The following is a 24979-nucleotide window of genomic DNA, read 5'->3' as shown; positions in this document are numbered from 1 at the left end:
CCGGCCCACGGCGCGCGGCTCAGGTGCGGGCGGGCAGGTCGAGCTGGGGCCGGGACTGCCACAGCGCCCAGTCGGAGCTGATCGCGCCGGCCGCCCGCTGCAGGTGTGGCAGGTGCCGGTCCAGCAGCGTCTTGGTGGTGGTCTCCGCGGAGTTGACCGTCACGTTCATCGCCGCGCGGACCTCGCCGCGGCCGTCGCGGATCGGCACGGCGACGGAGCGGATGCCGGGGGCGAGCTCGTTGTCGGCCACGGCGAAGCCGCGCGCGTTGACCTCGCGCAGCATGGCGTCGAGGGTGGCGCGGCTGTGCCGCACCCACGGCTCGATGCCCGACCGGCTGGGCGTGGCGAGGACCTCGTCGAGCCGCGCCGGGGGCAGCGCGGCGAGCAGGACCTTGCCCTGTGAGGTGACCGCCGCCGGGAAGCGGGTGCCGATCTGCACCCGCAGGGCGATGATCTTCGGTACGGCCACCCGGGCCAGATACACGATGTCGGAGCCGTCCAGCTGGGTGATCGAGGAGGACTCGCCGGTGGCGGCCACGAGCCGCTCCATGTGCGGGCGGGCCATGTCCCACAGCGAGAGCGCACCCACATACGCCATGCCGAGCTCCAGGACCCGCGGGGTCAGCTCGTGGCCGCCGGCCGTGGCCCGCACGTAGCCGAGCTCCTCCAGGGTCAGCAGGATGCGGCGGGCGGTGGGGCGGGCCAGACCGGTGGCGGCGGCGACCTCGGCGAGCGTCATCCTGGGGTGGTCGGCGTGAAACGCGCGGATCACGTCCAGCCCGCGGGCCAGGGCCTCGATGAAGTCCGGTCCTTCTCCGCGCTGTGCCATCGCCGCCTCAAGGTGTTGTGATTGATACGCAGAGCGAGACTAACCCGAGCCCGCACCGGTCACGGGACGACCACCAGGCGCCGGGGCGCCTGCCCGGCCGCCTGGGCGGCCCACGCGGGGCCGATCTCGGCGAGGGGAACCGCGTCGTGCTCGACGACGAGCCGGCCGGCGGCCGCGTGGTCCGCGAGGTACCGCATCGTGGTGGCCTTCTCCGCCGCGCTCAGCTCCGTGTTGGTGTAGCCGAGGATCCGCAGCGACCCGCCGCGCAGCGTCGCGGAGTCCAGCGGCGCCACCTCGCCCGCGGCGCTGCCGAGGTTGACCAGGCGGCCGCCGCGGCGCAGGGTGCGCAGCGCGGCCGCGGCCGGGGTCCCGAACAGCGGGTCGAGCACGAGGTCGACCGGGCCGTCGGTCACGTCCTGGAGGCGGCGGGCGAGGGTCGCCACGTCGTCGGCGTCGCGGATGGCGACCACTGCGTCGGCGCCGAGGCGGTGCGCGCGGTCCCGGGCGGCCGCGGACCGGCAGGCGGCGATGACCCGGCGCGCGCCCGCGAGCCGGGCGAGCTGGATCGCGGCCTGCCCGACGACCCCGCCGCCGCCGAGGACGAGGACCTGCTCGCCGGGGTGCAGCGCGCCCCGCCACGTGAGGGCCTGCCAGGCGGCGACCGCCGACAGCCCGAGCGCGGCGATGAGCCGGTGGTCGGCGCCCGCGGGCAGCGGCACCACGTCGGCCGACGGCACCGCGACGACCGAGGCCATGCTGCCGTCGCCGGGGCGCATGCCCGCGTCGGTCGGGAACCACACGGCGGTGCCGTCGTCGAGGGTGCCGACGCCCTGCACCCCCGGCACGTACGGCACGGCGGGCGCACCGAAGTACGAGGTGCCGGAGGCGCACAGCACGTCGAGGGGCGTGATGGGCGCCGCGGTCACCGTGACGGTCACGAGGCCGGCCGAAGGCACCGGAAGCGGTCGCTCGACGACGAGCGGCGGCGAACCGCAGCGGACGATGGTGGCGGCGCGCATCAGGTGGCGATGTCCGGGTAGGGCAGGTCGAAGTGGGCGAGCCGGGCCGCGTACTGCTTCTGGAAGGCGAGCGGCTCGTCGTGGTCACGTTCGAACATCGCGATGAACAGCGTCAGCGTCAGGAACGGGTGGGCGCCGAGGGAGAACAGCGCCACGTAGTCGTGCCCGGTCAGCGCGGCCCGCTCCTCGTCGGTGAGCCGCTGCCAGGTGCTCGCCTCGCCGGTGTGGCCGTTGAGCAGCGCGTTGGCGACGTTCGCCTCCCACCAGGCAACCGTCCCCTGTGCATCGTCGCGGTAGCGTTCGACCAGGGAAGGATCTCTGTCCACTGTGTACAGGAACTTGTTCAGGAGGTATTTCGTCACGACAGAGCTCCTTCCGGGTACCAGGTGAAGTAGGCCTCCATCGTGTGGAAGAGGTCGTAGGTGTCGACGTAGTCGGCCTTCGCGCCGTCGCCGGCGACGCCCATCATGAGCATGAAGTCCATGAACCCGTGGGTGGCATTGCCCGGCGCGTGCAGGCTGTCGAGGGTCACCTCCGACAGGCAGCCGTCGAGGTCGCCGTTGGCGATCCACTCCACGGCCCGCCGGTCGAACTCGGGGTCGGGGCCGTGCGGGCCGAACTGCCTGGGCCCGCCGAGCTCGAGGGAGAGGTGCCCGGTGCCGATGACGGCGACCCGCAGGTCGCTGGGCCACGACTCGACGAGCTCCCGGATGGTCCGGCCGAGCTGCACGAACCGCTGGGGGCGCGGCAGCGGCGGGGCGAAGATGTTGGTGTAGATCGGCACGATGGGCAGGTCCGCCTCGGGCCGCAGGGTGATGATCGGGCACGTGATGCTGTGGTCGATCCGCAGCTCGTTGCTGAAGGCCAGGTCGAAGCCGGCGTCGAGGCCCTCGCGCAGCACGTGCGCCGAGAGGTCCTCCTGGCCGCGCAGCGTCATCCGCGGCAGGCCGAACTCGCGCTCCTCGTTGTACCAGTTGGCGTCGTAGAACGGTGCCTTGCCGACGAGGAACTGCGGCATGTTGTCCAGCCACAGCTGGTGGAAGTGGTCGGAGCCGACCATGACGAGGACGTCGGGCCGGGCACGGGTCAGGGTCTCGCGGAACGCGGTGACCTTGCGGACCCACTCGTCGGCGAACGGCGGGCGGTCCTCGCCGGCGGAGGTGCTGGCCTTGTAGTAGAACGGATGATGGGTCGAGGCGATGACCGCGACTACCTGGGCCATGGCGCCGGTCCTTTCATTCGGGGGTGACGTAGCGGGCGTTGCGGTCGACGGTGCGGTAGATCGACAGGCCCAGGCCCGTGCGCTGCTCCTCGGCGAGGTGCCCGAGCAGCCCGGCGGCCCGCGCGAGGAGCGCGAAGCCGCGTAGCAGCGTCACCGGCAGGCCGAGGTCGGCGAGGGCCGCGCCGCAGACCCCGGCGCCGTTGAGCGGCAGGGTGCGGCCGAGGACCGCCGGGTGCGCCCGGCCGATGGCCTCGAACAGGCGCAGGTGCGGACCCCGTACACCCTCCTCGGCGGCGATCCGGATCAACACCGGCGTGCGCGGGTCCTGGACCTTGTGCACGGGATGGCCGAGGCCGGGCACGAGCTTCCCGGCGGCGCGCTGGGCGGCGATCGCGCCGGCGGCGACGGCGTCCCAGCCGGCGTCGTCGCCGGGATGCGTGTCCAGCCCGGACAGGACGGCGTGGAGGAACACGCCGCAGTCCTCGGTGACGCCGAGGAAGCGGGAGCCGCCGCCGAGCAGCCCCGCGGCGAGGGCGCCCTGCAGCGCCTCGGGTGCGCTGGCGTAGGTGACCCGCGCGGCGATGGCGGTGGGCGTGAACCCGTGGTCGGCGAGCGCGACGAGCACCGCCTCGAACACCCTGGTCTCGCCCGGTGCGGGCCGGCGCCCGGCGACGAGCCAGAACGCCAGTTCCCCGAAGCCGACCTTGCCCATCAGGTCCGCGGCCAGGTCCTGGCCGAGCAGCGTGATGCGGTCGGCGGAAGAGGTGCCGATGCCGGTCGGGAAGCTCAGTTCTTCAGCCATTGCCGGATCTCCTCGCCGTGTTCGTCCAGGCCGGGCGGCGGCAGCTCGTAGCGCGGCGGGGTCGCCGACAGCGTGATCGGGTTGCGGATGCCGGGCACGGCGCCGGCCTCGACGACGGGGTCCAGGCCGAGCGACGCGGCGAGGGCGACACCGCCGTCGACGGTGTTGATCGGTGCGCACGGCACACCGGCGGCCATCAGCTCGTCGAACCACTCCTGTTTGCCCTTGGCGCGCAGCCGCTCCACGAGCAGCGGGCGCAGCGCCTCGCGGTGCGCGGTGCGGTCCTGGTTGCGCTGGAAGCGGGGGTCGTGCAGGAGTTCCTCGCAGCCGAGCACCGCGCACAGCTTGCGGAACTGCCCGTCGTTGCCGGCGATGACGATGAGGTCACCGTCGGCGGTGGGCAGCGGCTCGTAGGGGAACAGGCTCGGATGCGCGTTGCCCATCCGGAACGGCACGGTGCCGCCGGCGACGTAGCCGCTGCTGTGGTTGACGAGACCGGACAGCGCCGACGACAGCAGGTTGACCTCGACGTGCTGGCCGGCGCCGGACGCGGTGCGGTGGTGCAGCGCGGCGAGGATGCCGATGCCCGCGTGCATGCCGGCCATCACGTCGAAGACGGAGATCCCGGCGCGGAACGGCGGGCCGTCCGGGTCGCCGGTGAGGCTCATCAGCCCGGAGACGGCCTGCACCATCAGGTCGTACCCCGGCATCGCCGCACCGGCGCCGGAGCCGAAGCCGCTGATCGAGGCGTAGACGACGGCGGGGTTGACGGCCGCGACCGAGGTGTAGTCGAGGCCGAAGCGGCGCAGCCCACCGGGCTTGAAGTTCTCGATCACGACGTCGGCGCGGGCGGCGAGGGCCCGCGCGGCGGCGAGGTCGTCGTCGTCGCGCAGGTCCAGGGCGATGGAGCGCTTGTTGCGGTTGATGCCCAGGTAGTAGGTGGCGACGCCGTCGCGGGTCGGTGGCATCCACGTGCGGGTGTCATCGCCGCCCGGCCCCTCCACCTTGATCACGTCCGCGCCGAGGTCGGCGAGCAGCATCGTGGCGTAGGGCCCGGCGAGGATCCGCGAGAAGTCGGCGACCAGCAGCCCGGCGAGTGGTCCGCAATTCCGTTCCGGTGCCGCCATCGGCTCCCTCTCGTCCGTCAAGCGGACAATCGTCCGCCAAATCAGTCTCGTCCCGGCTCCTTCTGGTGTCAACCAGGCTCCTGTCGGCGTTTGCGGCGTCGGTACGACTGCCGCCACGGCAATCCGGACGCCTTGACAGCACCCGTGACGCGGCACACACTTTCGCCGACCGCTATACGGACTCTTGTCCGGAGGGAGTTGACAGCGATGGACGCAGTGCTGTTCCGCAACGGTCTGGTGCTGACGATGGACGACGCGCACACGGTCCTGCCCGGCGCCGACGTCCTGGTCGTCGGCGGACGCATCGCCGAGGTCGGCGTCGGCCTCACCGCACCGCCGGGCGCCACCGAGATCGACGCCACCGGTGGCATCGTCATGCCCGGCATGATCGACACCCACCGGCACCTGTGGCAGACCGCGATGCGCGGCTACGGCGCCGACTGGACCCTCACCCAGTACTTCGTCTGGTACTACCTGGAGTCAGGCCGCCACTTCCGCCCCGAGGACATCTACGCCGGCAACGTCCTGGGCGCGCTGGAGGCGCTCGACGCCGGCGTCACCACCACCGTCGACTGGTCGCACGGCCTGCAGACCCCGCAGCACGCCGATGCCGCCGCCGACGCCCTCGAGTCGGTCCCGGGACGGTTCGTGCTCGCCTACGGCAACATCCAGCAGGGCCCGTGGGAGTGGGCGACCAGCCCCGGCTTCCGCGACTTCGTGGAGCGGCGCATGCGCGGCAGGCTCGGCTTCCAGATGGCGTTCGACGTGACCGGTGACCCGGCGTTTCCGGAGCGGGCCGCGTTCGAGGTCGCCCGCGAGCTCGACGTGCCGGTCACCACGCACGCCGGCGTGTGGGGCGCCACCAACGACGACGGCATCCGGCTCATGCACGAGCACGGGTTCATGACCCCGTCGACGATCTACGTGCACGCCGCGACGCTGTCCGGCGACTCCTACCAGCGCATCGCCGCGACCGGCGGCTCGGTGTCGGTGTCGACCGAGAGCGAGCAGAGCGCCGGGCAGGGCTACCCGCCCACCTGGCAGCTGCGCGACCACGGCATCCCGGTGTCGCTGTCGATGGACACCAGCGTCTGGTGGAGCGGTGACCTCTTCTCCGCCATGCGCGCCACCCTCGGCGCCGACCGCTCCCGGGAGCACCTGCAGGCGCACGGCCGCGCCGAGACCGTCACCCACGTGCACCTGCGCGCCGAGCAGGTCGTCGACTGGGCGACCCGCGGCGGCAGTAGGGCCCTCGGCCTCGACGGCGTCGTCGGCAGCCTCCAGCCCGGCCGGGCCGCGGACGTGGTGCTGCTGCGCAACGACAACTCCCCCGTGATGTTCCCGATCCTCAACCCGTACGGCCACGTCGCCTTCCAGGCGCAGCGCGGGGACGTGCACACCGTGCTGGTCGACGGCCGGATCGTCAAGCGCGACCACAAGCTCGTCGGCGTCGACCTCGGCAAGGCCCGCGCCGACGTCGAGCGGACCGTCGAGCACCTCATCGCCATCATGGGCCCCGACGCCTGGCAAAAAGGCATGAACCCGGACATCCCGGCGACGAAGATCCTCGACAACCCCTACACGTACACCGAATGGACGAACACCTGACGTGCCACCCGTCCGGTCGGCCGCGGTGGCACGTTCCGGGGATTCGAGCGATCTACGGCGTGCCTAACGTTCTTCCCGGCAGCACACCACGACTTCCCCGAGGCGGACGACAATGAGCGAGTACGACGACGGCACCCAGCTCGACCCCGGCTACACCGGCGACGAGCAGCCCGACACGTACGGCGGCGGCGACGGCGGCACCGACTACGGTCAGTACGCGACCGGCCAGGACCACCAGTCGCTGGACCAGCTGCACCAGGTCGACGCCAGCGAGAGCAGCTACGACAACCAGTTCAACGTGTACGAGCAGGACCACGCGTCGGCCGAGTCGACCTCGTTCGACCAGGGCCACCAGGTGTCCTACACCGACCCGAGCGGCGCGCACTACGAGGAGTCGGACTTCACCTCGTACGACCACTCCTCCGCCGAACAGGACCACGTCTTCGCCGCCGAGGGCAGCGAGTCCTCGCACCAGGCCGAGCTCTCCACCCTGGACAGCCTGCGCGAGCAGCTCGACTCCGCGTTCACCTCGCTCACCGAGGGCCACATCGGCGGCGGCGACCCCGAGGCCGGCAGCGCCGGCCTGGGCGTCGCGTCCAACTGACCGTTCCCCGACACAGGCCGCCCCGGGTGCTTCCGGGGCGGCCTGCCGTCGTTTCAGTGCACCTCGGCGGGGTCCAGGTTGGAGACCTCGGTGTCGAGCATGTGCTGGACGTGCTGGAGGGCGCGGGAGGTGTACGTGCCGGACTCGCGCGCGTCCAGGAGCACGGCCTGCGCCGACTCGAGCAGCAGCCGGTGCAGCTCACGGCGCTGGTGCGCGAGGTCGCTCTCCGCGGGATCCTGCGGCTGGGTGAGGGCCTGACCGATCGCGGCGTTCTCCCGGCGGGCCGCCTCGAGTGCCTCCTCGTCGAACGGCACGCCGCTGGCCTGCCGCAGGTCGGGGTTGTCCAGGACGTCCTCGCCCTCGGCGGTGATCTCGCCGATCAGCCGGGCCAGCTCGCGCCGGTCGGCCTCGGCGTCCGTGCCGGCGATGCGCAGCCGCTTGATGAGCACCGGCAGCGTCGCGCCCTGCCCGAGCAGTGTCACGATCGCGACCGTGAACGCGATGAGGATCAGCTGCGAGCGGTGCGGGACGCTCTGCGGCAGCGACTGGGCCGCGGCGAGCGTGACGACGCCCCGCATCCCGGCCCAGGCGAGCGCCGCGCCGCCCCGCCAGCCGAGGCCCTCCGTGGTCAGGTAGGCGTCGTCGGCCTGCCGGCGGCGCACCAGCGACGCGACCCATCCGGCCCGCCGGGCCGACTTCGGCGACTCGTGCTGCCGCTCCGTCAGCCTCGTCAGCATGCCCTGCAGGCGGTCCTTGCGGGCGCGGGCGCGGCGCTGGTCGTGGCGCAGCATCGCGGTCAGCGGCGCGACGAACATGACCCGCAGCAGCACCAGCAGGGCGGTCACGGCCAGGCCGATGCCGACGGTCACGACGACGTCGTCCTCGCCGTGGTGCACGTCGCCGACGACGGTGACGATCTGGTACCCCATGAGCAGGAACACGCCGTTGTCCAGCAGCAGCTGGATGGTGCGCCAGTTGGTGCGCTCGCTGATGCGGTCCTGCGCGGTGAAGTGCCGCGCGCTCTGATGCCCGGTCACCAGCCCGGCGACGACGACGGCGAGGACGCCGGACGCGTGGATCTCCTCCGCGGGCACGAACGCGAGGAACGGCACGATGAACGAGATCGCCGTGGTCAGCACCGGCTCGGCGAGCTTCGCCCGGATCCACACGGTGAGCAGGCCCGCGACGAGCCCGATGACGAGCCCGCCGGCGACGGCGAACGCGAAGTCGCCGAGCACGTCCCACGCCGACACGACGCCGGCCGTCGCGGCGACCGCGGACCGCAGCAGGACCAGGGCGGTCGCGTCGTTGATGAGCCCCTCGCCCTCCAGCACGATGACGAGCCGCGGCGGCAGGCCCAGCCGCTTGCCGATCGAGATCGCCGCGACCGCGTCCGGCGGGCTCACGACCGCGCCGAGCGCGATCGCGGCGGCCAGGCTGAGGTCCGGGATGAGCGCGTGCAGCAGGAGCCCGACGGCGAGCGCGGAGATGACGACGAGCAGCACCGACAGCCCGCCGATCGCCTTCACGTTGCGCCGGAAGTCGGTGGCGTGCACGTTGACCGCCGCCGAGTACAGGATCGGCGGCAGGACCACGGTCAGGATCAGGTGCGGGTCGACGTTGACGTTCGGCACGAACGGGATGTAGCTGACCCCGATGCCGACGACGACGAGCGCGATGGGCACGGCCACACCGACGCGTGGCGCCACTTTCGCGACCGAGACGATGGCGAGAACCGCCGCTATGGCGAGAAGCCCGTGCTGGAGGTGCATGCCACAGTCTGTCATGGGCCCTGCTGGCATCATGGGTGCCATGACCACCTGGCAGGACGTCGAGCGGGCCGAGCCGGAGTTCGCCGGCCGCGTGCGGACCCTCTTCGACGCGCACAAGCACAAGACGATCGCCACGCTCCGTGCTGACGGCTCCCCCAGGATCTCCGGCATCGAGGCGCAGTTCGCCGACGGCGACCTGGTCTTCGGCTCCATGCCCGGCGCCCGCAAGGGCGCCGACCTGCGCCGCGACCCGCGCTTCGCCCTGCACAGCGCCACCGTCGACCCCGTCGACGGCGCCGAGGCCGACTGGCCCGGCGAGGCGAAGATCACCGGCCGCGCCACCGCCACCGAGGGCGAGAAGGGCAGCGACCGCTTCGTCGCCGACATCACCGAGGTCGTCCACACCCACCTCGACCCGAAGGCCACCCTGCTCGTCGTCGAGTGGTGGACCCCGGCCCACGGCCTGCGCCGCGTCGAGCGCGAGTAGCCGGTCGGGGCGGCACCCGAGGTTCACGACCCGGGGCTACCATGGCGGTCCTTCGGGGGCGTGGTCCGGACACACCTGCAGAGAGGGAACTGCCATGAGCGAATCTGTCGAGACCCGGGGCGACCAGCGCGACGAGCTGCTCGCCGTCGACACGAACCAGGACGGGGTCGCGGACGTGCTCGCCATCGACACCGACGGCAACGGCAAGGCCGACCTGTTCCAGCTCGACAGCGACGGGGACGGGCAGGTCAACGTCACCATGGTCGACCTCGACGAGGACGGCGTGATGGACGTGAAGGTCGACGGCGACGGCGGGCACCCCCTCGCCGGCTGACCGCGGCCCCGTGCGAGCCGTGTGCCGGGGCGCGCGAACGCCCCGGCACACGCGGGTCAGGACGAGCAGGTGTTGAGCATCGTCTGCAGCGCGGACTTCTCCGACGACTGGAGCTTCAGCGCCCAGTAGTACTTCACCGCGATCCACATCTTCGCGTACGTGCAGCGGTACGACGACAGCGGCGGCTGCCACGTCGACGGGTCCTTGTCACCCTTGGACTGGTTCACGTTGTCGGTGACGGCGATCAGCTGCGGGCGGGTGAGGTCGTTGGCGAAGCTCTGCCGCTTCGCGGTCGTCCAGGAGCTCGCGCCGGAGCGCCACGCCTCGGCGAGGGGCACCACGTGGTCGATGTCGACGTCGGACGCGGCGGTCCAGGTCGCGCCGTCGTACGGGGAGTACCAGCGGCCCGAGGTCGCCGCGCACGAGCTGCTGGTGACGACGGACGTGCCGTCGCGCTTGAGGACGGTCTCGCGGGTGTCGCACGCACCGCTGATGGTGATCCAGTGCGGGAACAGGTCGCGGGAGTACCCGCTGCTGGAGCCCTCGGTGGCGACGGTCAGCGCGGTGAGCCAGCTCTGTGCGGTCGCCTTGGACGGGATCCCTGACGGGGCCGCGTGCGACGGGGCGCCGAGGACGAGGGCGGCGAGCACCCCGGCCAGCAGCGCGGCGATCAAACGGGACGGTCGGGTCATTCCAGCTCCGATCAGACGGTAAGGCGGCGTGGCTTCGCCGCCGCCAATATCGACGATCACCAGTGTCTGGTGCGACCGCCGCCGCGTGAACATCCCGTGGCCGTCCTACGACGGGAGGGATGGTCGTTTGCCCCTGAACGACCGCGGCGGTTTCAGCGCCGTTTCAGCGCCGGGCGGCACGGTTCTCGGTGCGCGCCGCCAACCCGGGCGGCGCCCCGACCGACAGGAACCGATCATGTTCACGTCTGCCCGCCGCATGCTGCTCGCACTGGTCCTCGGCGCCGGCCTGGCCGCCGCGCCGGTCGCCGCCGCCCACGCCGACACCGCTCCCGTCTGGAGCTCCTGGGACGTGGCACACAGCGGCCAGTGCATGGATGTGCCCGACTGGGGCACAGCCAACAAGCTGCAGCTGCAGCAGTCGCCGTGCAACGGCTCCACCGCCCAGCTGTTCGACCTGGAGCCGGTCGGCACCGAGGGCTTCTACCTGATCCGCAACTACAACAGCGGCAAGTGCCTCGACGTCCGCGACCGCAGCAAGTCCAACAACGCGGCGGTCCAGCAGTACACCTGCCACGGCGACCTGAACCAGCAGTGGTTCAAGATCGACATCCTGACCGTGCCCGGCTACTTCCACTTCGTCAACCACAACAGCTGGAAGTGCCTGACGGTCAAGGACGGCAGCATCCTCGCCCTGGCCAAGCTCGTCCAGTACGACTGCAACCCCGGCAACGTCACCACCCACCAGGCCTGGCGCTGACCTCCGAACCGCACCGACCGCACGCCGGCCCTCCCCCGAGGGCCGGCACGCGGGCAAACCCGCCAGGGCACGAGTCCGCCACTTGCCACCGTCTCCGGCTGTGACCCTGCGCCACATCGGCTACTGGGACGGTCCAGCCCGGGCACTGAGACACCGGTGCGCCGCGATCGCCGGGCAGGGCCGCGCCGGGCTGGGGACACGACAAGGCCGCCGGACCGGGCGGGGCGGCGGCCGTGCCGAGGTGAGACGGGGTCACATGCCGTCGCCGGACCAGGGGCCTCTGGAGCGGGAGCGGACGGGGAGGGTGGAGATGACCGGGGCCTCGTGGGTGTGGTAGTTCTCGGCGTTGCCGCCCCACTTGACCCATTCGTCCGTGGTGTACCAGTTGATCAGCTCGCCGTCGGAGCGGATGATCCAGTCGATCTCGGTCTCGGCGATGAAGTGGCCGTGCTTCACGCCGGCGGGGCGGAAGCAGTAGGTGCCCTCGTCGATGTCGCCGAAGTTGTACGCCATCTTGCCGCTGAGCGTGTAGAACTCCTCGTAGCAGGGGTGGTGGGCGAGGCGGTGGTCGCTCCAGCCCTTCGGCGCGCGGATCAGCCGGGTGTAGAAGCCGGTCACCGGGTCGCGGTGCAGCAGCTTGATGTAGAGCGGCGTGAGCGGGCCGACGGTCGGCGCCGCCACCCAGTCCATCGCGTCGGAGTCGACGATCGACGGGGCACCTTCGGCCCGGCGCGGGCCGTCGGGGTCGAAGCCGGCGTCGCCGTACTCGCGCCAGTGCAGCACGTGGCTGCCCTCGCGGACCTTGATCCAGTCCATCGGCACGCCCTTGGGCACCTGGAGGTAGCCACCGGGGCCGACCTCGGTCCCGCCGTACACCAGCGAACCCGACACGACGTAGAACTCGGTGTCGGCGTGCGGCACGCCGGGGCCCCGTCCCCAGTCGGCCGGGAACTGCAGGGACAGCGACGACGAGCCGTCCTCCTCGTCGGTGGACAGCCGGCGCTCGACGGCCTTGCCCTCCCCGAACGGCAGCTCGGCCGCGTGCCAGATGTAGTCGTCCTCGTGGATCAGCTCGACATGTGCCCTCAACCCGCGCTCCTCAGCTCTCGTTTCAGCACCTTGCCAGCCGCGTTGCGGGGCAGCGCCGCGATCGGCCGGATCTCCTTCGGCACCTTGTGTCCGGCGAGCCGGCCCCGCAGGTGCTCGCGCAGCGCGTCGGGCCGCAGCTCGGTCCCGGGCCGCACCACGACGTACGCGACGACCCGCTCGCCCCACCGGTCGTCGGGCTCGCCGACGACGGCGGCCTCCACGACCGACGGGTGCGCGGCCAGGGCCTCCTCGACGTCGCGCGGGTAGACGTTCACCCCACCGGTGATGATCAGGTCCTTCTTGCGGTCGACGATGGTGACGTACCCCTCGTCGTCGACGACCACGACGTCCCCGCTGGTCAGGAAGCCGTCCGCGGTGGTGCACTCCGCGGTCGCCGCCGGGTTGTCGAGGTAGCCGTTCATGAGGAACGGCGACCGGCTGAACAGCTCCCCGGGAGTGCCGCGGGGCACCGGCACGCCGTCGTCGTCGACGACCCGGATCTCGGTCATGAACCACGGGTGCCCGACGGAGCCGGCCTTGCGCCGCGCGTCGGCGGGGCGCAGGTTGGTGATGACGCCGGCCTCGGTGGAGCCGTAGAGCTCGTGCACGCCGACGCCGGGGAACGCGGACAGGACCCACTCCTTGAGCGCGACGGGCAGCGCGGCGGCGTTGAAGTACAGCGTGTCGAGGCTGCGCAGGTCGTGCCCGGCCAGGCCGAGCTCGCGCAGCCCGACGGCGTGCGTCGGCACCAGGAACACCGACTGCAGCCGGTCGCGCTCCACCATCGCCAGCAGCGCGCCGGGGTCCCACGCGCGCAGCATCGACACCGTCCCGCCGGTGAAGACCGACGCGTAGGCGAAGGCGAACCCGGCGCCGTGATACATCGGCGCGACCGCGACGGTGCGCCGGCCCGGCCCGAGGCCCCATTCGAGGGCGGTGCAGTAGAAGGTCAGGCAGCGGGAGCGGTGACTGATGAGCACGCCCTTCGGCGCGCCGGTGGTGCCGGACGTGTACGCGATGCAGAACGGGTCCTGTTCGCCCACCGGCACCCACGGGTCGGTCCTCGCGGCGCCGGCGAGCGCGGCCTCGTAGTACGGGCCGAGCGGCAGCGTGAAGCCGAGGTCCACCGCGCGGTCCTCGAGCGCGGGGTCCAGGATCAGCGCCCGCGCGCCGGAGTGCCCGGCGATGTAGGCGGTGTCGGCGGCGGTCTGCCGCGGGTTCAGCGGCACCATCGGCAGGCCGGCCTTCGCCAGCCCGGCGGCGATCTCGCAGTATTCGAGGCGGTTGCCGGACAGCACCGCGACGGGGTCACCCGGTCGCAGGCCGACGGCCAGCAGCGCGTTGGCGAGGCGGCTCGCGCGCTCGTCGAGGGCGGCGTAGGTGAGCGTGCGGTCGCCGTCGATCACCGCGACGGTGCCCGGGGTCGCGCGGGCGAACTCCCGCACGCCGTTGGCGATGTTCAGCTGAGCGCCTGTCACGGCGTAATGGAAACACCGTTTCCATTCTCAATCAAGGGTCCGGCCGAGCATGGCCGGTGCCTGGATGCCGAGCCGCGCCGCGATCCAGGTGCCCGTGCCGGCGAGGGCGGGCAGGTCCAGGCCGGTCTCGACGCCCATGCCGTGCAGCAGGTACGTGAGGTCCTCCGTCGCGATGTTGCCGGTCGCCCGCGGCGCGAACGGGCAGCCGCCGATCCCGCCGATGCTGGCGTCGAGCGTCGCCACCCCCGCCTCCAGGGCGGCGACGGCGTTGGCGTAGCCGGTGTTGCGGGTGTTGTGGAAGTGCGCCCGCAGCGGCACGCCGAGGTCCCGCAGCCCGTGGACCAGCTCCCGCACCTGGGTGGGCACGCCGACGCCGATCGTGTCGGCGATCGCGATCTCGCGCGGGCCACTCTGGAGCGCCGAGGCCGCGATCCCGAGCACGCGGTCCACCGGCACGGCACCGGTGAAGGGGCAGCCGAACGCGGCCGCGATGGTCAGCGAGGCGGGGATCCCCGCGGCGGCGACCTCGTGCCACACGTCGAGCGCCGCCGCGGTGGTGGTGCCCTGGTTGCGGCGGGAGAACTCGTCGGAGGCGACCACCACCATGTTGACCTCGTCCACCCCGGCGGCCAGGGCCCGGTCCAGCCCGCGCCGGTTGAGCACGAGGCCGATGTACGTGACGCCGGGCCGCCGCGGCACCGCCGCCATCACCGCCTCGGCGTCGGCCATCTGCGGCACGCGGCCGGGGTGCACGAACGCGACCGCCTCCAGACGGCGGATGCCGGCGTCGAGGGCGCGCGTGATGTAGTCGACCTTCACCTCGGTGGGCAGCAGGACCTTCTCGTTCTGCAGGCCGTCGCGCGGGCCCACCTCGACGATCTCCACCATGGCCGACGCACTCCCGGTTCCTCTAGCGAAACAACGTTTCCCAACCGTACACTGCCGAACCATGGGTGGTCCGCTGTCTGATATCCGTGTCCTGGAGACCGGGACGCTGCTCGCAGGCCCGTTCGCCGGGCAGCTCCTCGGCGACTTCGGTGCCGAGGTCATCAAGCTCGAAGACCCCGGCAAGGGCGACCCGATGCGCGAGTGGGGCCGGGAGAAGCCGCACGGGCAGTCGCTGTGGTGGCCGGTCGTGGCCCGCAACAAGAAGTCCGTGACCTGCAACCTGCGCACCGCCGGCGGGCAGGACCTGGTGCGGCGGCTGGTCGCGTCGTCGGACGTGCTGGTCGAGAACTTCCGGCCCGGCACCCTGGAGCGCTGGGGCCTCGGCTACGCCGAGCTGTCGGCGATCAACCCGCGGCTCGTCCTCGTCCGGGTCACCGGCTACGGCCAGACCGGCCCCTACGCCCCGCGTGCCGGCTTCGGCTCGATCGGCGAGGCGATGGGCGGCATCCGGCACGTCACCGGCGAGCCCGACCGCCCGTCCAGCCGGGTCGGGGTCTCCCTCGGCGACGCGCTCGCCGGCACGATGGCCGCCTACGGCGCGGTCATGGCCGTCCACGCGCGGGCCCGGACCGGTCGCGGGCAGGTCGTCGACTCCGCCATCTACGAGGCCGTGCTCACCTACATGGAGTCGCTGCTGCCCGAGTGGGTCGTCGCCGGGTACCAGCGCGAACGCACCGGCGCGATCCTGCCCAACGTGGCGCCCAGCAACGCCTACCCGACCGCCGACGGGGTCGACATCCTCATCGCCGGCAACCGCGACACCGTGTTCGTGCGGCTGTGCGAGGTGATGGGCCGCCCCGACCTCGCGCTGGACCCGCGCTACGCGACGCACGGCGCCCGCGGCGCCAACCAGCAGGAGCTCGACGACCTGATCGCGGCCTGGACCGCCACCCTGCCGGCGAACGAGACCCTCGCGTTGCTGCATGCGGCCGGTGTACCGGCGGGCAAGATCTACCGACCGGCCGACATGCTCGAGGACCCGCACTTCGCGGCCCGCCAGTCCATTGTGGACGTCCCGCACCCCGACTTCGGCGCGCTGCCCATGCAGGCGCCGGCGCCCCGGCTGTCGGACACCCCGGGCTCGATCCGCTGGGCCGGGCCGGCGCTCGGCGAGCACAACGCCGCCGTGTACGGCGAACTGCTCGGCCTGTCCGCCGACGAGCTCGGCAAGCTGCGCGCGGACGGCGTGATCTGATGTCGCTGGACGATGACTACGTCGGGGCCGGGTTCTCCGCCCGGCTGGGCTGGGGGGCGCGGCCGGCGCTGCTGCTCGTCGACCCGGTCGTCGCCTACCTGTCGCCGTCCTCGCCGCTGTACTGCGCCACCGCGGCCGACGCCCTCGCCGCGATGGCGTCGCTGCTGGCGTCCGCCCGGTCCGCCGGGCTGCCGGTGGCGTTCACCGCCGTGGGGTTCGCCGACGAGACCTGCTCCGAGGCGCCGCTCTTCGCCGCCAAGGTGCCGGGCCTGCGGGTGTTCGCCGACGGCTCACCGCTCGCGGCGCTGCCCCCGGAGCTGGCGCCGCTCCCCGGCGAGCTGGTGCTCCGCAAGCACTACGCGAGCGCGTTCGCCGGGACCGCGCTCGCCGCGTGGCTGACCGCCGCCCGCGCCGACACCGTCGTCATCGGCGGCTACTCGACGTCGGGCTGCGTGCGGGCCAGCGCCGTCGACGCGCTGCAGGCGGGCTTCCGGCCCATGGTGGTGCGGGAGGCGTGCGCCGACCGTGCCCCCGGCCCGCACTCCGCGAACCTGTTCGACCTGGACGCGAAGTACGCGGACGTCGTCTCCCTGGAGTCGGCGCGGCGCGCCATCGCAGGATGAGGTTCGATGTGAGGCGCTTCCGGACCGCCCTTGTGGATGCGCATCGTTCGTTAAAAAACTGGGGTGGATCGTAACAGCCGCCTGCCGTCGCTCACCGGACTGCGCTGGGTTGCCGCGTTCATCGTCTTCGGCCAGCACCTGCTCGAGCAGTACTACAACCCGCAGCTCGTCGCCCCGAAGCCCGTCCGGTCCGCGGTCTGGGCCCTGCTCGCGCACGGCGGCGGCCTCGGCGTCTCGTTCTTCTTCGTGCTGTCCGGCTTCGTGCTCGCCTGGTCGTTCCGCCCCGGCACGCCGGCGACCACCTTCTGGTGGCGGCGCTTCACCAAGGTGTACCCGCCCGCGATCGTCACCACCGTGGCGGCGGTCTTCATCGTCGGCGGCGCCGGCCCGCTGCAGCTGGCCACCCACCTGACCCTCACGCAGAGCTGGCTGCCGCGCCGCGACGTGTACGCCGCGCTCAACATCGTCAGCTGGTCGCTGTCCTGCGAGGTGTTCTTCTACCTGTGCTTCCCGCTCCTGCTCGCCGGCCTGCGCCGGCTCGGGCCGGCCGGGCTGTGGGCGATCGCGGTCATGATGGTCGAGTGCGTCGCCGCCCTGGCCACGAACCTCGTCCACGCCTCGCCCGACACCGCGACCTGGGTCGGCTACGTCCTGCCCCCGGTCCGCATGGCGGAGTTCACACTCGGCGTCACGGTCGCGCTGCTGGTCCGCAAGGGCGCGTGGCGCGGCCCCGGCCTGCGCTGGTCCCTGGCGCTGGTGCCCCCGGCGATGGTCGCGGGCCTGTTCGTCCCATACCCCCTCAACGAGCACGCCCTGATCCTCGTCCCCGTCACCTGCGTCGTGGCCGCCGCCGCCCGCGCCGACCTGTTCGGCCGCAAGACCTTCTGGTCGCGCCCCGCCATGGTGTACCTGGGAGAGCTGTCCTTCGCGTTCTACCTGGTGCACTTTCTGGTGATCATCGTGTTCAACCGCACCGGACTCCTGCCGCACCAGGCCGGCCCGGCGCAGGCCCTGGTCGCGACGGTGTCTGTGCTGTGGTTCAGCCTCATCGCCGCCATGCTGCTCTACCACTGCGTCGAGCTGCCCGCCCTCCGCCTGATGCGCCGCACCGCCGCCGCCCCCGCCGCCGGCCGTCACCGCCGCGTGGCCCTGACGTCCGCGCCCGCTGTCCCAAGGCAACGCCGGGAGCTGCCGGCCCACGCGGTGCCGGCCCAGCGCGCCCCCGCCGCCAGACCACGATCGCGCGCCCGGCACGCGCTGTAGCCGCCCCGGCCCGGGTCAGGGCGGGTCGGTCGGTGTCGTCGGCGGGCGGAGCGCGGAGGCCGGCGGGCGACTCGCGCCACGGGTCAGGGGCCGTCGGCCCCGGTCGTCGGCGGGTGGAGCGCGCGGAGGCCGGCGACTGCGAGCACGGCCGTCGCGGCGGCCGCGGCGAGCGCGACCAGCAGGCCGCCGCGGGCGCCCGAGCCGTCGACCGCCACGCCCGCCGCGGTCGCCGCGAGGGCGGACCCCGCCGCGCTCGCCGAGCCGAGCCAGGCGAACGCCTCCGTCAGCACCCCGCGGTCGACGACGGCGTCGGCGAGGACCGAGCCGAGGACGATGACGACCGGCACCGCGGCCGCGGTCAGCACCGCTCCCGCCGCGACCCCCGCCAGGCCGCCGGCCGCCAGCGGCAGGGCGCCGAGTCCCAGCGCGGCTCCCGCCAGGGCCAGCTGGGTGCGTGGGGGGACGGGCCAGGGGCGCAGGCCGTACAGGAGGACCGCGACGAGACCGGTGCCGTTCGACGCGGCGAAGAGCACCGCCGCCAGCTCCGGCGTGCCGCGCTCGACGGCGAACGCGGTCACGGCGATCGACATCGTGCCGAAGAAGCCGCCGATGGCGGTGTTCACGCCGACCAGCAACAGGAACCCCGGTCGGCGCAGCGCCCGGCGGTGGTGCGACCGGTGGCGGCCGTCGGTCGCCACCACCGGCGGCGCGGTCCGCCGTTGCAGCGCGAGCAGCGACCCGCCGGCGACCACCAGCACGGCGGCGGTCAGCGTGCCGAGGACGGGCCGGCCCGCCGCGGCGATCGCGCTCACCAGCGCCGGCCCGACGAGGTACGCGACGCTGTTGCTGAGCGACTCCAGCGCGTACGCCGACGGCAGCGCGGCCCGCCGCTCCCCGTCCAGCAGCGCCGACCACCGGGCCAGGGCGACCGCGCTCAGCTGCGGCAGGCTCGCCCCGACCAGCGCACCGGCGGCGGCGAGCAGCCAGCCCGGCGCATGCCCGGCGGCGCCCGCCACGAGCGCACCGACCGCCACGGCGTGCACGAGGGCCCCCGGCAGGAGCACCCTGGCCTGCCCGAACCGGTCGATCAGCCGCCCCACCTGCGGCCCCACCACGGCGTCCGCGACGGCGAACGCCCCGGTGACCAGACCGGCGGTCGCGTAGGACCCGGTCGCGTCCCGGACCAGCCACACGATGCTGAGGCTCGTCATGGCGATCCCGACCCGGCCGCCGGCCGCCGGCACGAAGAACGCCGCCGCGCCCGGCGTCCGCAGCAGCGCCCGGTAGCTCGCCGCGCCGGTCACCGGAGACCGCCGGTGGGTGCGGCGGTCACCGGTACGCCTGCCAGCCCAGATGGACGGCGAGGCCGAGGCCCAGGGCGGCGATGACGCCGCGGAGCGCGGCCGGCGGGCTGCGGCGGATGACGACCGGGCCGAGGCGGCCCCCGATGAACAGGCCCACGCCGAGCGGCAGCACGGCGAGCCAGTGCACCGGGCCGAAGAGCGCGAACGCGAGCGCGGCGACCGCGTTGGCCGCGCCCAGCAGGACGTTCTTCTCGGCGCTGCCCTGCGCGAACGTCGCCGGGGTCAGCGCCAGCAGCAGCGCGAGCAGCACGATGCCGGCGGCCGCGCCGAAGTAGCCGCCGTACACGCCGACCAGGGCGACCCCGCCCGCCAGGAACCACCCGTGGTGCCGGTGCGGCTCGGCGTCGGCCGGCCGGCGCGGCAGCAGGATCGCCAGGGACGCGCCCGCGATCAGCCACGGCACCACCACCTCGAACGTCTCCGCCGGCGCGAGCAGCAGCAGCGCGCTGCCGGTGACCCCGCCGGCGACCGCCGCGACCGCCAGCCACCGCAGCCGCGCGGCCCGCCCGGCGAGCTCGGGGCGCGACCCGGCGATGGACCCGGCGCTGCTGAAGACGAGCGAGACGCTGTTGGTGACGTTCGCCGTGACGGGCGGCAGCCCGATCGCCAGCAGCACCGGGTAGCTGATCAGCGACGCCAGCCCGGCGACGCTGCCCACCAGCCCGGCGCCGACCCCGGCGAGGGGCAGCAGCGCATACATCCACCACGACACGCACCGGAGTCTTCCCCGGCGGCCCGGCGGCGCCGCCGGCAGGCCACCCGGGCCGGAGATCCGTCACACCGAGGATCGCCCGGGGGGGGTGTCAGCGGGCGACGAACGCGCCCCGGGGGTCGCCGACGACGGCGCCGTCGCGGTACGCCACCTGACCGCGCAGCACCGTGGCGACGGGCCAGCCGCGGACCTTGCGACCGGCGAAGGGGCAGTGGTCCTGGCCGGACAGCAGCAGCTCGCCGGTCACCTCCTGCTCCAGGTCGGGGTCGACGACGGCGAGGTCCGCGTCCTGGCCGACGAGCAGCGAGCCCTTGCGCGGCCAGAGGCCGTAGGCGCGGGCCGGGTTGCCGGAGACCAGCTCCGCGACCCGGTGCGGGGCCAGGCCGCGCTTGTGCATGCCCTCGCTGAGCAGCACCGGGTAGAGCAGGCCGGTGCCGCCGAAGCCGGGCAGCGCCGGCCAGAGCTGGTCGCCCTTGTGCTCCTCCAGGCAGCAGGCGTGGTCGGAGGCGACCCAGTCGACCTTGCCGGACAGGACGCCGTCCCAGAGCGCCGCGGTGTCCTGGGCGCTGCGGATGGGCGGGTTGACCTTGCCGCCGAGGCCGGAAAGCTCGTCGTAGTTGAGGCAGAGGTGGTGCAGGGTGACCTCGGTGCGCAGGTCCAGGTCCGGGCGGGCGAGCCGGGCCTCGGTGGCCGCCGCCAGGGCCTCGCCGCTGGACAGGTGCAGCAGGTTCACCGGGCAGGCGGTCGCGGCCGCGAGGGTGGTGGCCTCGCCGATCGCGACCCGCTCGGTGAGCGGCGGGCGGGCGTCGGAGTACGCCTTCAGCGTCTGCGGGTCGCCGGCGGCACGGACCCGCTCGATGAACAGGCGCATCAGCTCGGCCTGCTCGCAGTGCAGCGACAGCGAGACCCGGCGGCCGGCGTCGCGGGCCGCGGCGGAAACGGCGGCGGCGGAGACGGCCTCCATGATCTGGTAGAGGTGGCCGAGGTCGTACTCGTCGCTCATCGTGAACGCCTTCGCGTCCCGGGAGTCGGCGGACAGGTTGAAGCCCTTGTAGAACATGTAGTACTTGAACGAGCTGATCCCGTGCCGGTCCACGAGCGCGGGCACCTCGCCGACCTGGCGGGTGTCCATCGGCGCGAGGTGGAAGCCGAAGTCGGTCCAGGAGCGGCCGGACACGGCGGCCAGCACCTCGGGGAGGATGTCCTCGTAGGCGCCGGTCTTGTTCAGGTAGTGCTGCCCGGTCCGGAAGTAGGACAGCACGGTGGTGGCGCCGCCGACGAGCGACGAGCGGGTCTCCTCGGCCGCGTCCACCTCCAGGGGCCGGTAGATGCCGAGGTGGTAGTGCGCGTCCACGGCGCCGGGGAAGACCAGCTTGCCGGTCGCGTCGAGCACCTCGTCGGCGTCCGTGAGGTCTTCGCCGATCGCGGCGATCCGGCCCGCGCGGGTGGCCAGATCGGCCCGGATCTCCCCCGTGTAGGGCAGCACCAGCGTGCCGTTCTTGATGATCAGGTCGTACCGCGACACGTGAAGCCCCTTCCCGGCGTTTCCCTCAATGTAACGGGGTTTCCATTTCGGCGGAAGTGCCGTTAGGCTCGGGTGGTGGAACCGCAGCCCGCCCTGGCAGGCATCACCGTGGTGGACGTGTCCACCCTGTTCGCCGGCCCCCTCGCCGCCACCATCCTCGGGGACTTCGGCGCCGACGTCATCAAGATCGAGCATCCCGTGAAGGGTGACCCGTCCCGGGGCCACGGCCCCGCCAAGGACGGGGTGCCGCTGTGGTGGACCCTGCTGGGGCGCAACAAGCGCTGCGCGACCCTCAACCTGTCCAAGCCCGCCGGCGCCGAGCTGCTCAAACGCATCCTCGCCGGCGCCGACGTGCTGATCGAGAACTTCCGGCCCGGCACCCTGGAGCGGTGGGGCCTCGGCCCCGACGTCCTCGCCGAGGTCAACCCGCGCCTGGTGATCGCGCGGGTGACCGCGTTCGGGCAGTTCGGCCCGTATGCGAACCGGCCCGGCTTCGGCACCCTGGCGGAGGCGATGAGCGGCTTCGCGGCCATCACCGGCGAGCCCGACGGGCCGCCGACCCTGCCGCCGTTCGGGCTCGCCGACGGGATCGCCGCCATCGCGGCCGCGCAGGCGGTGACCACGGCGCTGCTCGCCCGGCACGCCACAGGCCGCGGGCAGGTGGTCGACCTGGCCATCATCGAGCCGATCCTGACCCTGCTGGGGATGCAGCCCATGGTGTACGACCAGCTCGGCGTCGTCCAGGCGCGCACCGGCAACCGCAGCGTCAACAACGCGCCGCGCAACACGTACCGCAGCCGCGACGGGAAATGGCTCGCCGTCTCCACCTCCGCCCAGGCCGTCGCCGAGCGCGTGCTCCGTCTCGTCGGGCATCCCGAGGTGATCGCCGAGCCGTGGTTCGCGGCCGGGGCCACCCGCGCCCAGCACGCCGACCTCCTCGACGGCTACGTCGGCGACTGGATCGCGGCCCGCGACGCCGCCGACGTGATCGCCGCGTTCGAGGCGGCGGAGGCGGCGGTCGCCCCGATCCACGACATCGCCGCCGTGTTCACCGACCCGCAGTACGCGGCGCTCGGCACGCTGCGCGCCGTCGACGACCCGGTCCTCGGCCCGGTCCGCATGCAGAACGTGCTCTACCGCCTGTCCGCCACCCCCGGCGACATCCGGTGGACCGGCCCGCGGCTCGGCGCGCACAACGACGAGATCTACCGCGACCGGCTCGGCCTCAACGGCGAGGACATCGAGAAGCTGCACGCGGACGGGGTGCTGTGATGTCCGGATTCCTCGAGGGTGCCACGGTCCTGGACCTCGCGCAGCCGATGCGCCGGGGCATGCCCCAGTCGCCCAACCACCCGCCGTTCCGGATGGCGCTCGAGCGCCGCCACGGCGACCTGGTCCGGCCCGACGGTGGTTCGGCCGCGAACGAGCTGATCGTCACCGGCGGCCACGTCGGCACCCACGTCGACGCCCTCGCGCACGTGTCGCAGGACGGCCTGCTGCACGGCGGCGTCCCCGCCGCCTCCGTGCAGAGCCACCTCGGGTTCACCTCGCACGGCATCGAGTCCTTCGAGGTGTTCGTCGGCCGCGCCGTCGTGCTGGACGTCGCCCGCGTGCACGGCGTCCCGGTCCTGCCCGCCGGCTACGAGATCACCGCCGCCGATCTCGACGCGTGTGCGGCCGATGTACGGCCCGGCGACGCCGTCCTCATCGGCACCGGCTGGTCGCGCCGGTGGGAGGAGCACGACGCCTTCATCGGGCAGCGCGACGGCACCCCCGGCCCGGGCGTCGCCGCCGGCGAGTGGCTCGCGTCGCGCGGCGTCCGGGTGGTCGGGGCCGAGACGATCGCCTTCGAGCACATCCCGCCGGGCAAGGGGCACGCGGTGCTGCCGGTCCACCGGATGCTCCTCGTCGAGCGCGGCGTGCACATCGTGGAGACGATGCGGCTGCACCCGCTGCTGGACACCGGCGCCCGCGAGTGCCTGCTGGTGCTCAACCCGCTGCCGATCGTCGGCGCGACCGGCGCCCCGGTCCGCCCGCTCGCCATCCTGCCGCCGGCCGGGAGCACAGCCGCGAACACGGGGGGTGCGGCATGACGTTCGTGGAGCGCCTCGCCGGGTTCGCGGTCGCGTGCCGGGACGAGCCGTTGCCGGCCGAGGTGACCGCCGACGTGCCCGCCCGGGTCCTCGACATCCTCGGGCTCGCGCTCGCCGCATACGGCGACCCGGACGCCGACGCCGGTCCCGCGGTCCTGCGGTCGGTGCGCCGCTGGGGCGGCACCGCGGAGGCGACCGTCATCGGCTCCGGCGACCGGCTGCCCGCCCCGGCCGCCGCGCTCGTCAACGGCACCCTGGCGCACTCCCTCGACTTCGACGACACGCACCTGCCGTCGGTGCTGCACCCGTCGGCATCCGTCGTCCCCGCCGCCCTCGCCACCGCCGAGGCCACCGGCGCGCCGGGCGCGGCGGTGCTCGCGGCCGTCGCCGCCGGCGTCGAGCTGACCAACCGGCTCGGCATGGCGGCCTACGACCCGGCGATCGCCAACAGCATCTTCTTCGAGCGCGGCCTGCACGCCACCTCGATCTGCGGCGCGATCGGCTCCGCGGCCGCCGCCGCGCTGCTGCTCGGCCTCGACGCGCCCGGGGTCGCCTCGGCGATGGGCGTCGCCGCCAGCATGGGCGCCGGCCTCATCGAGGCGAACCGCACCGGCGGCACCGTCAAGAAGCTGCACTGCGGCTGGGCCGCGCACGCCGGCGTGTCCGCCGCCTACCTGGCCGCCGACGGGCTCACCGGCCCGCCGACCGTCCTGGAGGGCAGGTTCGGCTTCTTCACCGCGTACACGGACGGCCGCCGCGACGACGACGCGCTCCTGGGCGACCTCGGCACCCGCTGGGAGCTGCTGCGCACCGCGTTCAAGCCCTATCCGTCCAACCACTTCACCCACCCGGGCATCGACTGCGCCCTCGCCCTGCGCGCCGCCGGCCTAGATCCCGCGGCCGTGGACTGGATCGAGCTCGGGGTGGCCGCGCCGACGCTGCGTACCATCGCCGAACCCGCCGCCGAGAAGATCCGGCCGCGTAGCACCTACCACGGGAAGTTCTCCGGCCCCTACACGGTCGCCACGGCCCTGCTCGGCGGCGGCGGGCTCGGCGTCGGCCTGGACGACTTCACCGGCCCGCTCGACCCCGCCCGCCTCGACCTGGCCGCCAAGGTCCGCTGCGTCGCCGACGACCGCGCCACGAGGATCTTCCCCCACGCGTTCGCCGCCGTCCTGCGGGCCGGCGCCGGCGGCACCGTCCACGAGCACCGCGTCGACGCCTCGCTCGGCAGCGCCGAGGCGCCCCTCTCCCCCGCCGCCCTGACCCGTAAGTTCCAGCTCAACGCGGCCCGCGCCCTCACCCCCGACGCCGCCGGGGCGCTCGCCGCCCGCACCACCGCCCTCGCCACCCTGCCCACCGTGGACACCCTGCTCGGACAGTCGTGAAGCCGTCGCTCACGTGACGGAGCGTGACCGCGCTGCTTCCATGTGCGC

Annotated in this window: 25 protein-coding genes; 11 read left to right on the top strand and 14 right to left on the bottom strand. The window is 73.4% G+C overall.

Features of this window, described 5'->3' with window-relative positions; all coding sequences use genetic code 11:
* Positions 1 to 19: 19 nt before the first annotated feature.
* The 6 genes from AB0J72_RS28360 to AB0J72_RS28335 are packed head-to-tail and all read right to left on the bottom strand — an operon-like array spanning position 20 to position 5020.
* Positions 20 to 829, bottom strand: coding sequence for an IclR family transcriptional regulator C-terminal domain-containing protein (locus AB0J72_RS28360; RefSeq protein WP_363403747.1), 810 nt, complete (start codon positions 827 to 829; stop codon positions 20 to 22).
* Positions 830 to 888: 59 nt separating this feature from the next.
* Entirely contained in the window at positions 889 to 1848 is a 960-nt protein-coding gene (locus AB0J72_RS28355; protein WP_363403745.1) for a zinc-binding alcohol dehydrogenase family protein, read from the bottom strand.
* Positions 1848 to 2210: a hypothetical protein gene (locus AB0J72_RS28350; RefSeq protein ID WP_344498706.1), complete on the bottom strand. Its 363-nt coding sequence runs from the start codon at positions 2208 to 2210 to the stop codon at positions 1848 to 1850. The genes AB0J72_RS28355 and AB0J72_RS28350 overlap by 1 nt, the downstream gene beginning before the upstream one ends.
* Positions 2207 to 3070, bottom strand: coding sequence for an extradiol ring-cleavage dioxygenase (locus AB0J72_RS28345; protein WP_363403743.1), 864 nt, complete (start codon positions 3068 to 3070; stop codon positions 2207 to 2209). Before AB0J72_RS28345 ends, AB0J72_RS28350 begins: the two co-directional genes overlap by 4 nt.
* Positions 3071 to 3083: 13 nt before the next feature.
* Positions 3084 to 3872, bottom strand: coding sequence for a citryl-CoA lyase (locus AB0J72_RS28340; RefSeq protein ID WP_363403741.1), 789 nt, complete (start codon positions 3870 to 3872; stop codon positions 3084 to 3086).
* Positions 3857 to 5020 (bottom strand): CoA transferase, encoded by a 1164-nt coding sequence (locus AB0J72_RS28335; RefSeq protein ID WP_363403739.1) that lies wholly within the window; start codon positions 5018 to 5020, stop codon positions 3857 to 3859. The genes AB0J72_RS28340 and AB0J72_RS28335 overlap by 16 nt, the downstream gene beginning before the upstream one ends.
* Before the next feature lie 186 nt (positions 5021 to 5206).
* On the opposite strand from AB0J72_RS28335, the gene AB0J72_RS28330 reads away from it, so the two are divergent.
* Positions 5207 to 6607 (top strand): amidohydrolase family protein, encoded by a 1401-nt coding sequence (locus AB0J72_RS28330; RefSeq protein ID WP_363403737.1) that lies wholly within the window; start codon positions 5207 to 5209, stop codon positions 6605 to 6607.
* 112 nt (positions 6608 to 6719) lie between these two features.
* The gene (locus AB0J72_RS28325) at positions 6720 to 7211 is read left to right on the top strand and encodes a hypothetical protein (protein WP_363403735.1); all 492 of its coding nucleotides are present in this window, start codon (positions 6720 to 6722) and stop codon (positions 7209 to 7211) included.
* 53 nt (positions 7212 to 7264) lie between these two features.
* Here the strand turns inward: AB0J72_RS28325 and AB0J72_RS28320 are convergent, their stop codons facing one another.
* Positions 7265 to 8983, bottom strand: a complete 1719-nt coding sequence (locus tag AB0J72_RS28320; RefSeq protein ID WP_363403733.1) for a sodium:proton antiporter — start codon at positions 8981 to 8983, stop codon at positions 7265 to 7267.
* A gap of 40 nt (positions 8984 to 9023) precedes the next feature.
* Between AB0J72_RS28320 and AB0J72_RS28315 the strand changes: the two genes are divergently transcribed.
* A complete protein-coding gene (locus tag AB0J72_RS28315; protein ID WP_363403731.1) occupies positions 9024 to 9470 on the top strand; it encodes a pyridoxamine 5'-phosphate oxidase family protein in 447 nt (148 codons plus the stop codon).
* Between the two features lie 94 nt (positions 9471 to 9564).
* Positions 9565 to 9804, top strand: coding sequence for a hypothetical protein (locus AB0J72_RS28310; protein ID WP_344498689.1), 240 nt, complete (start codon positions 9565 to 9567; stop codon positions 9802 to 9804).
* Positions 9805 to 9860: 56 nt separating this feature from the next.
* Here the strand turns inward: AB0J72_RS28310 and AB0J72_RS28305 are convergent, their stop codons facing one another.
* Positions 9861 to 10496 carry an HNH endonuclease family protein gene (locus tag AB0J72_RS28305; protein ID WP_363403729.1) on the bottom strand — a complete coding sequence of 212 codons (636 nt, stop codon included), beginning with the start codon at positions 10494 to 10496 and terminating at the stop codon, positions 9861 to 9863.
* 235 nt (positions 10497 to 10731) lie between these two features.
* Between AB0J72_RS28305 and AB0J72_RS28300 the strand changes: the two genes are divergently transcribed.
* The gene (locus AB0J72_RS28300) at positions 10732 to 11253 is read left to right on the top strand and encodes an RICIN domain-containing protein (RefSeq protein WP_360561989.1); all 522 of its coding nucleotides are present in this window, start codon (positions 10732 to 10734) and stop codon (positions 11251 to 11253) included.
* Positions 11254 to 11505: 252 nt separating this feature from the next.
* Here AB0J72_RS28300 and AB0J72_RS28295 read toward each other — a convergent pair whose 3' ends face one another.
* The 3 genes from AB0J72_RS28295 to AB0J72_RS28285 are packed head-to-tail and all read right to left on the bottom strand — an operon-like array spanning position 11506 to position 14708.
* Positions 11506 to 12342, bottom strand: coding sequence for a DUF4437 domain-containing protein (locus tag AB0J72_RS28295; RefSeq protein WP_363403727.1), 837 nt, complete (start codon positions 12340 to 12342; stop codon positions 11506 to 11508).
* Positions 12339 to 13820 carry an AMP-binding protein gene (locus tag AB0J72_RS28290; RefSeq protein ID WP_363403725.1) on the bottom strand — a complete coding sequence of 494 codons (1482 nt, stop codon included), beginning with the start codon at positions 13818 to 13820 and terminating at the stop codon, positions 12339 to 12341. The genes AB0J72_RS28295 and AB0J72_RS28290 overlap by 4 nt, the downstream gene beginning before the upstream one ends.
* 27 nt (positions 13821 to 13847) lie before the next feature.
* Positions 13848 to 14708 (bottom strand): hydroxymethylglutaryl-CoA lyase, encoded by an 861-nt coding sequence (locus AB0J72_RS28285; RefSeq protein WP_363403723.1) that lies wholly within the window; start codon positions 14706 to 14708, stop codon positions 13848 to 13850.
* A gap of 61 nt (positions 14709 to 14769) precedes the next feature.
* Between AB0J72_RS28285 and AB0J72_RS28280 the strand changes: the two genes are divergently transcribed.
* From AB0J72_RS28280 to AB0J72_RS28270, 3 genes are all read left to right on the top strand, one after another.
* Entirely contained in the window at positions 14770 to 15963 is a 1194-nt protein-coding gene (locus AB0J72_RS28280) for a CoA transferase (protein ID WP_363403721.1), read from the top strand.
* Complete coding sequence (locus AB0J72_RS28275; RefSeq protein ID WP_363403719.1) at positions 15963 to 16586, top strand: isochorismatase family protein; 624 nt, start codon at positions 15963 to 15965, stop codon at positions 16584 to 16586. Before AB0J72_RS28280 ends, AB0J72_RS28275 begins: the two co-directional genes overlap by 1 nt.
* Positions 16587 to 16649: 63 nt before the next feature.
* Complete coding sequence (locus tag AB0J72_RS28270) at positions 16650 to 17849, top strand: acyltransferase (RefSeq protein ID WP_363403717.1); 1200 nt, start codon at positions 16650 to 16652, stop codon at positions 17847 to 17849.
* An 83-nt stretch (positions 17850 to 17932) separates the two neighbouring features.
* Here the strand turns inward: AB0J72_RS28270 and AB0J72_RS28265 are convergent, their stop codons facing one another.
* From AB0J72_RS28265 to AB0J72_RS28255, 3 genes are all read right to left on the bottom strand, one after another.
* Complete coding sequence (locus tag AB0J72_RS28265; protein ID WP_363403715.1) at positions 17933 to 19153, bottom strand: MFS transporter; 1221 nt, start codon at positions 19151 to 19153, stop codon at positions 17933 to 17935.
* A 25-nt stretch (positions 19154 to 19178) separates the two neighbouring features.
* On the bottom strand, positions 19179 to 19925 hold the full coding sequence (locus AB0J72_RS28260; RefSeq protein WP_363403713.1) for a sulfite exporter TauE/SafE family protein: 747 nt from the start codon (positions 19923 to 19925) through the stop codon (positions 19179 to 19181).
* Positions 19926 to 20016: 91 nt separating this feature from the next.
* Positions 20017 to 21450: a dihydroorotase family protein gene (locus AB0J72_RS28255; protein WP_363403711.1), complete on the bottom strand. Its 1434-nt coding sequence runs from the start codon at positions 21448 to 21450 to the stop codon at positions 20017 to 20019.
* 75 nt (positions 21451 to 21525) lie between these two features.
* Between AB0J72_RS28255 and AB0J72_RS28250 the strand changes: the two genes are divergently transcribed.
* From AB0J72_RS28250 to AB0J72_RS28240, 3 genes are read left to right on the top strand one after another with little or no spacing between them, the layout of a single operon-like run.
* Entirely contained in the window at positions 21526 to 22722 is a 1197-nt protein-coding gene (locus AB0J72_RS28250; RefSeq protein WP_363403709.1) for a CoA transferase, read from the top strand.
* A complete protein-coding gene (locus AB0J72_RS28245; RefSeq protein ID WP_363403707.1) occupies positions 22722 to 23543 on the top strand; it encodes a cyclase family protein in 822 nt (273 codons plus the stop codon). Before AB0J72_RS28250 ends, AB0J72_RS28245 begins: the two co-directional genes overlap by 1 nt.
* Positions 23540 to 24931: an MmgE/PrpD family protein gene (locus AB0J72_RS28240; RefSeq protein WP_363403705.1), complete on the top strand. Its 1392-nt coding sequence runs from the start codon at positions 23540 to 23542 to the stop codon at positions 24929 to 24931. Before AB0J72_RS28245 ends, AB0J72_RS28240 begins: the two co-directional genes overlap by 4 nt.
* Positions 24932 to 24979 lie beyond the last annotated feature (48 nt).

Origin of the sequence: Dactylosporangium sp. NPDC049742 (assembly GCF_040674675.1) — a bacterium.
GTDB lineage: Bacteria > Actinomycetota > Actinomycetes > Mycobacteriales > Micromonosporaceae > Dactylosporangium > Dactylosporangium maewongense.
Note: the sequence above shows the minus strand (reverse complement) of the source record. Positions and strands in the feature narration are given on the sequence as shown.

What these genes read in the sequence shown, in the direction of transcription:
- AB0J72_RS28360 (WP_363403747.1), bottom strand. Translation starts at nt 829, where the DNA reads ATGGCACAGCGCGGAGAAGGACCGGACTTCATCGAGGCCCTGGCCCGC.
- AB0J72_RS28355 (WP_363403745.1), bottom strand. Translation starts at nt 1,848, where the DNA reads ATGCGCGCCGCCACCATCGTCCGCTGCGGTTCGCCGCCGCTCGTCGTC.
- AB0J72_RS28345 (WP_363403743.1), bottom strand. Translation starts at nt 3,070, where the DNA reads ATGGCCCAGGTAGTCGCGGTCATCGCCTCGACCCATCATCCGTTCTAC.
- AB0J72_RS28340 (WP_363403741.1), bottom strand. Translation starts at nt 3,872, where the DNA reads ATGGCTGAAGAACTGAGCTTCCCGACCGGCATCGGCACCTCTTCCGCC.
- AB0J72_RS28330 (WP_363403737.1), top strand. Translation starts at nt 5,207, where the DNA reads ATGGACGCAGTGCTGTTCCGCAACGGTCTGGTGCTGACGATGGACGAC.
- AB0J72_RS28325 (WP_363403735.1), top strand. Translation starts at nt 6,720, where the DNA reads ATGAGCGAGTACGACGACGGCACCCAGCTCGACCCCGGCTACACCGGC.
- AB0J72_RS28320 (WP_363403733.1), bottom strand. Translation starts at nt 8,983, where the DNA reads ATGCACCTCCAGCACGGGCTTCTCGCCATAGCGGCGGTTCTCGCCATC.
- AB0J72_RS28315 (WP_363403731.1), top strand. Translation starts at nt 9,024, where the DNA reads ATGACCACCTGGCAGGACGTCGAGCGGGCCGAGCCGGAGTTCGCCGGC.
- AB0J72_RS28310 (WP_344498689.1), top strand. Translation starts at nt 9,565, where the DNA reads ATGAGCGAATCTGTCGAGACCCGGGGCGACCAGCGCGACGAGCTGCTC.
- AB0J72_RS28305 (WP_363403729.1), bottom strand. Translation starts at nt 10,496, where the DNA reads ATGACCCGACCGTCCCGTTTGATCGCCGCGCTGCTGGCCGGGGTGCTC.
- AB0J72_RS28300 (WP_360561989.1), top strand. Translation starts at nt 10,732, where the DNA reads ATGTTCACGTCTGCCCGCCGCATGCTGCTCGCACTGGTCCTCGGCGCC.
- AB0J72_RS28285 (WP_363403723.1), bottom strand. Translation starts at nt 14,708, where the DNA reads ATGGTGGAGATCGTCGAGGTGGGCCCGCGCGACGGCCTGCAGAACGAG.
- AB0J72_RS28280 (WP_363403721.1), top strand. Translation starts at nt 14,770, where the DNA reads ATGGGTGGTCCGCTGTCTGATATCCGTGTCCTGGAGACCGGGACGCTG.
- AB0J72_RS28275 (WP_363403719.1), top strand. Translation starts at nt 15,963, where the DNA reads ATGTCGCTGGACGATGACTACGTCGGGGCCGGGTTCTCCGCCCGGCTG.
- AB0J72_RS28245 (WP_363403707.1), top strand. Translation starts at nt 22,722, where the DNA reads ATGTCCGGATTCCTCGAGGGTGCCACGGTCCTGGACCTCGCGCAGCCG.
- AB0J72_RS28240 (WP_363403705.1), top strand. Translation starts at nt 23,540, where the DNA reads ATGACGTTCGTGGAGCGCCTCGCCGGGTTCGCGGTCGCGTGCCGGGAC.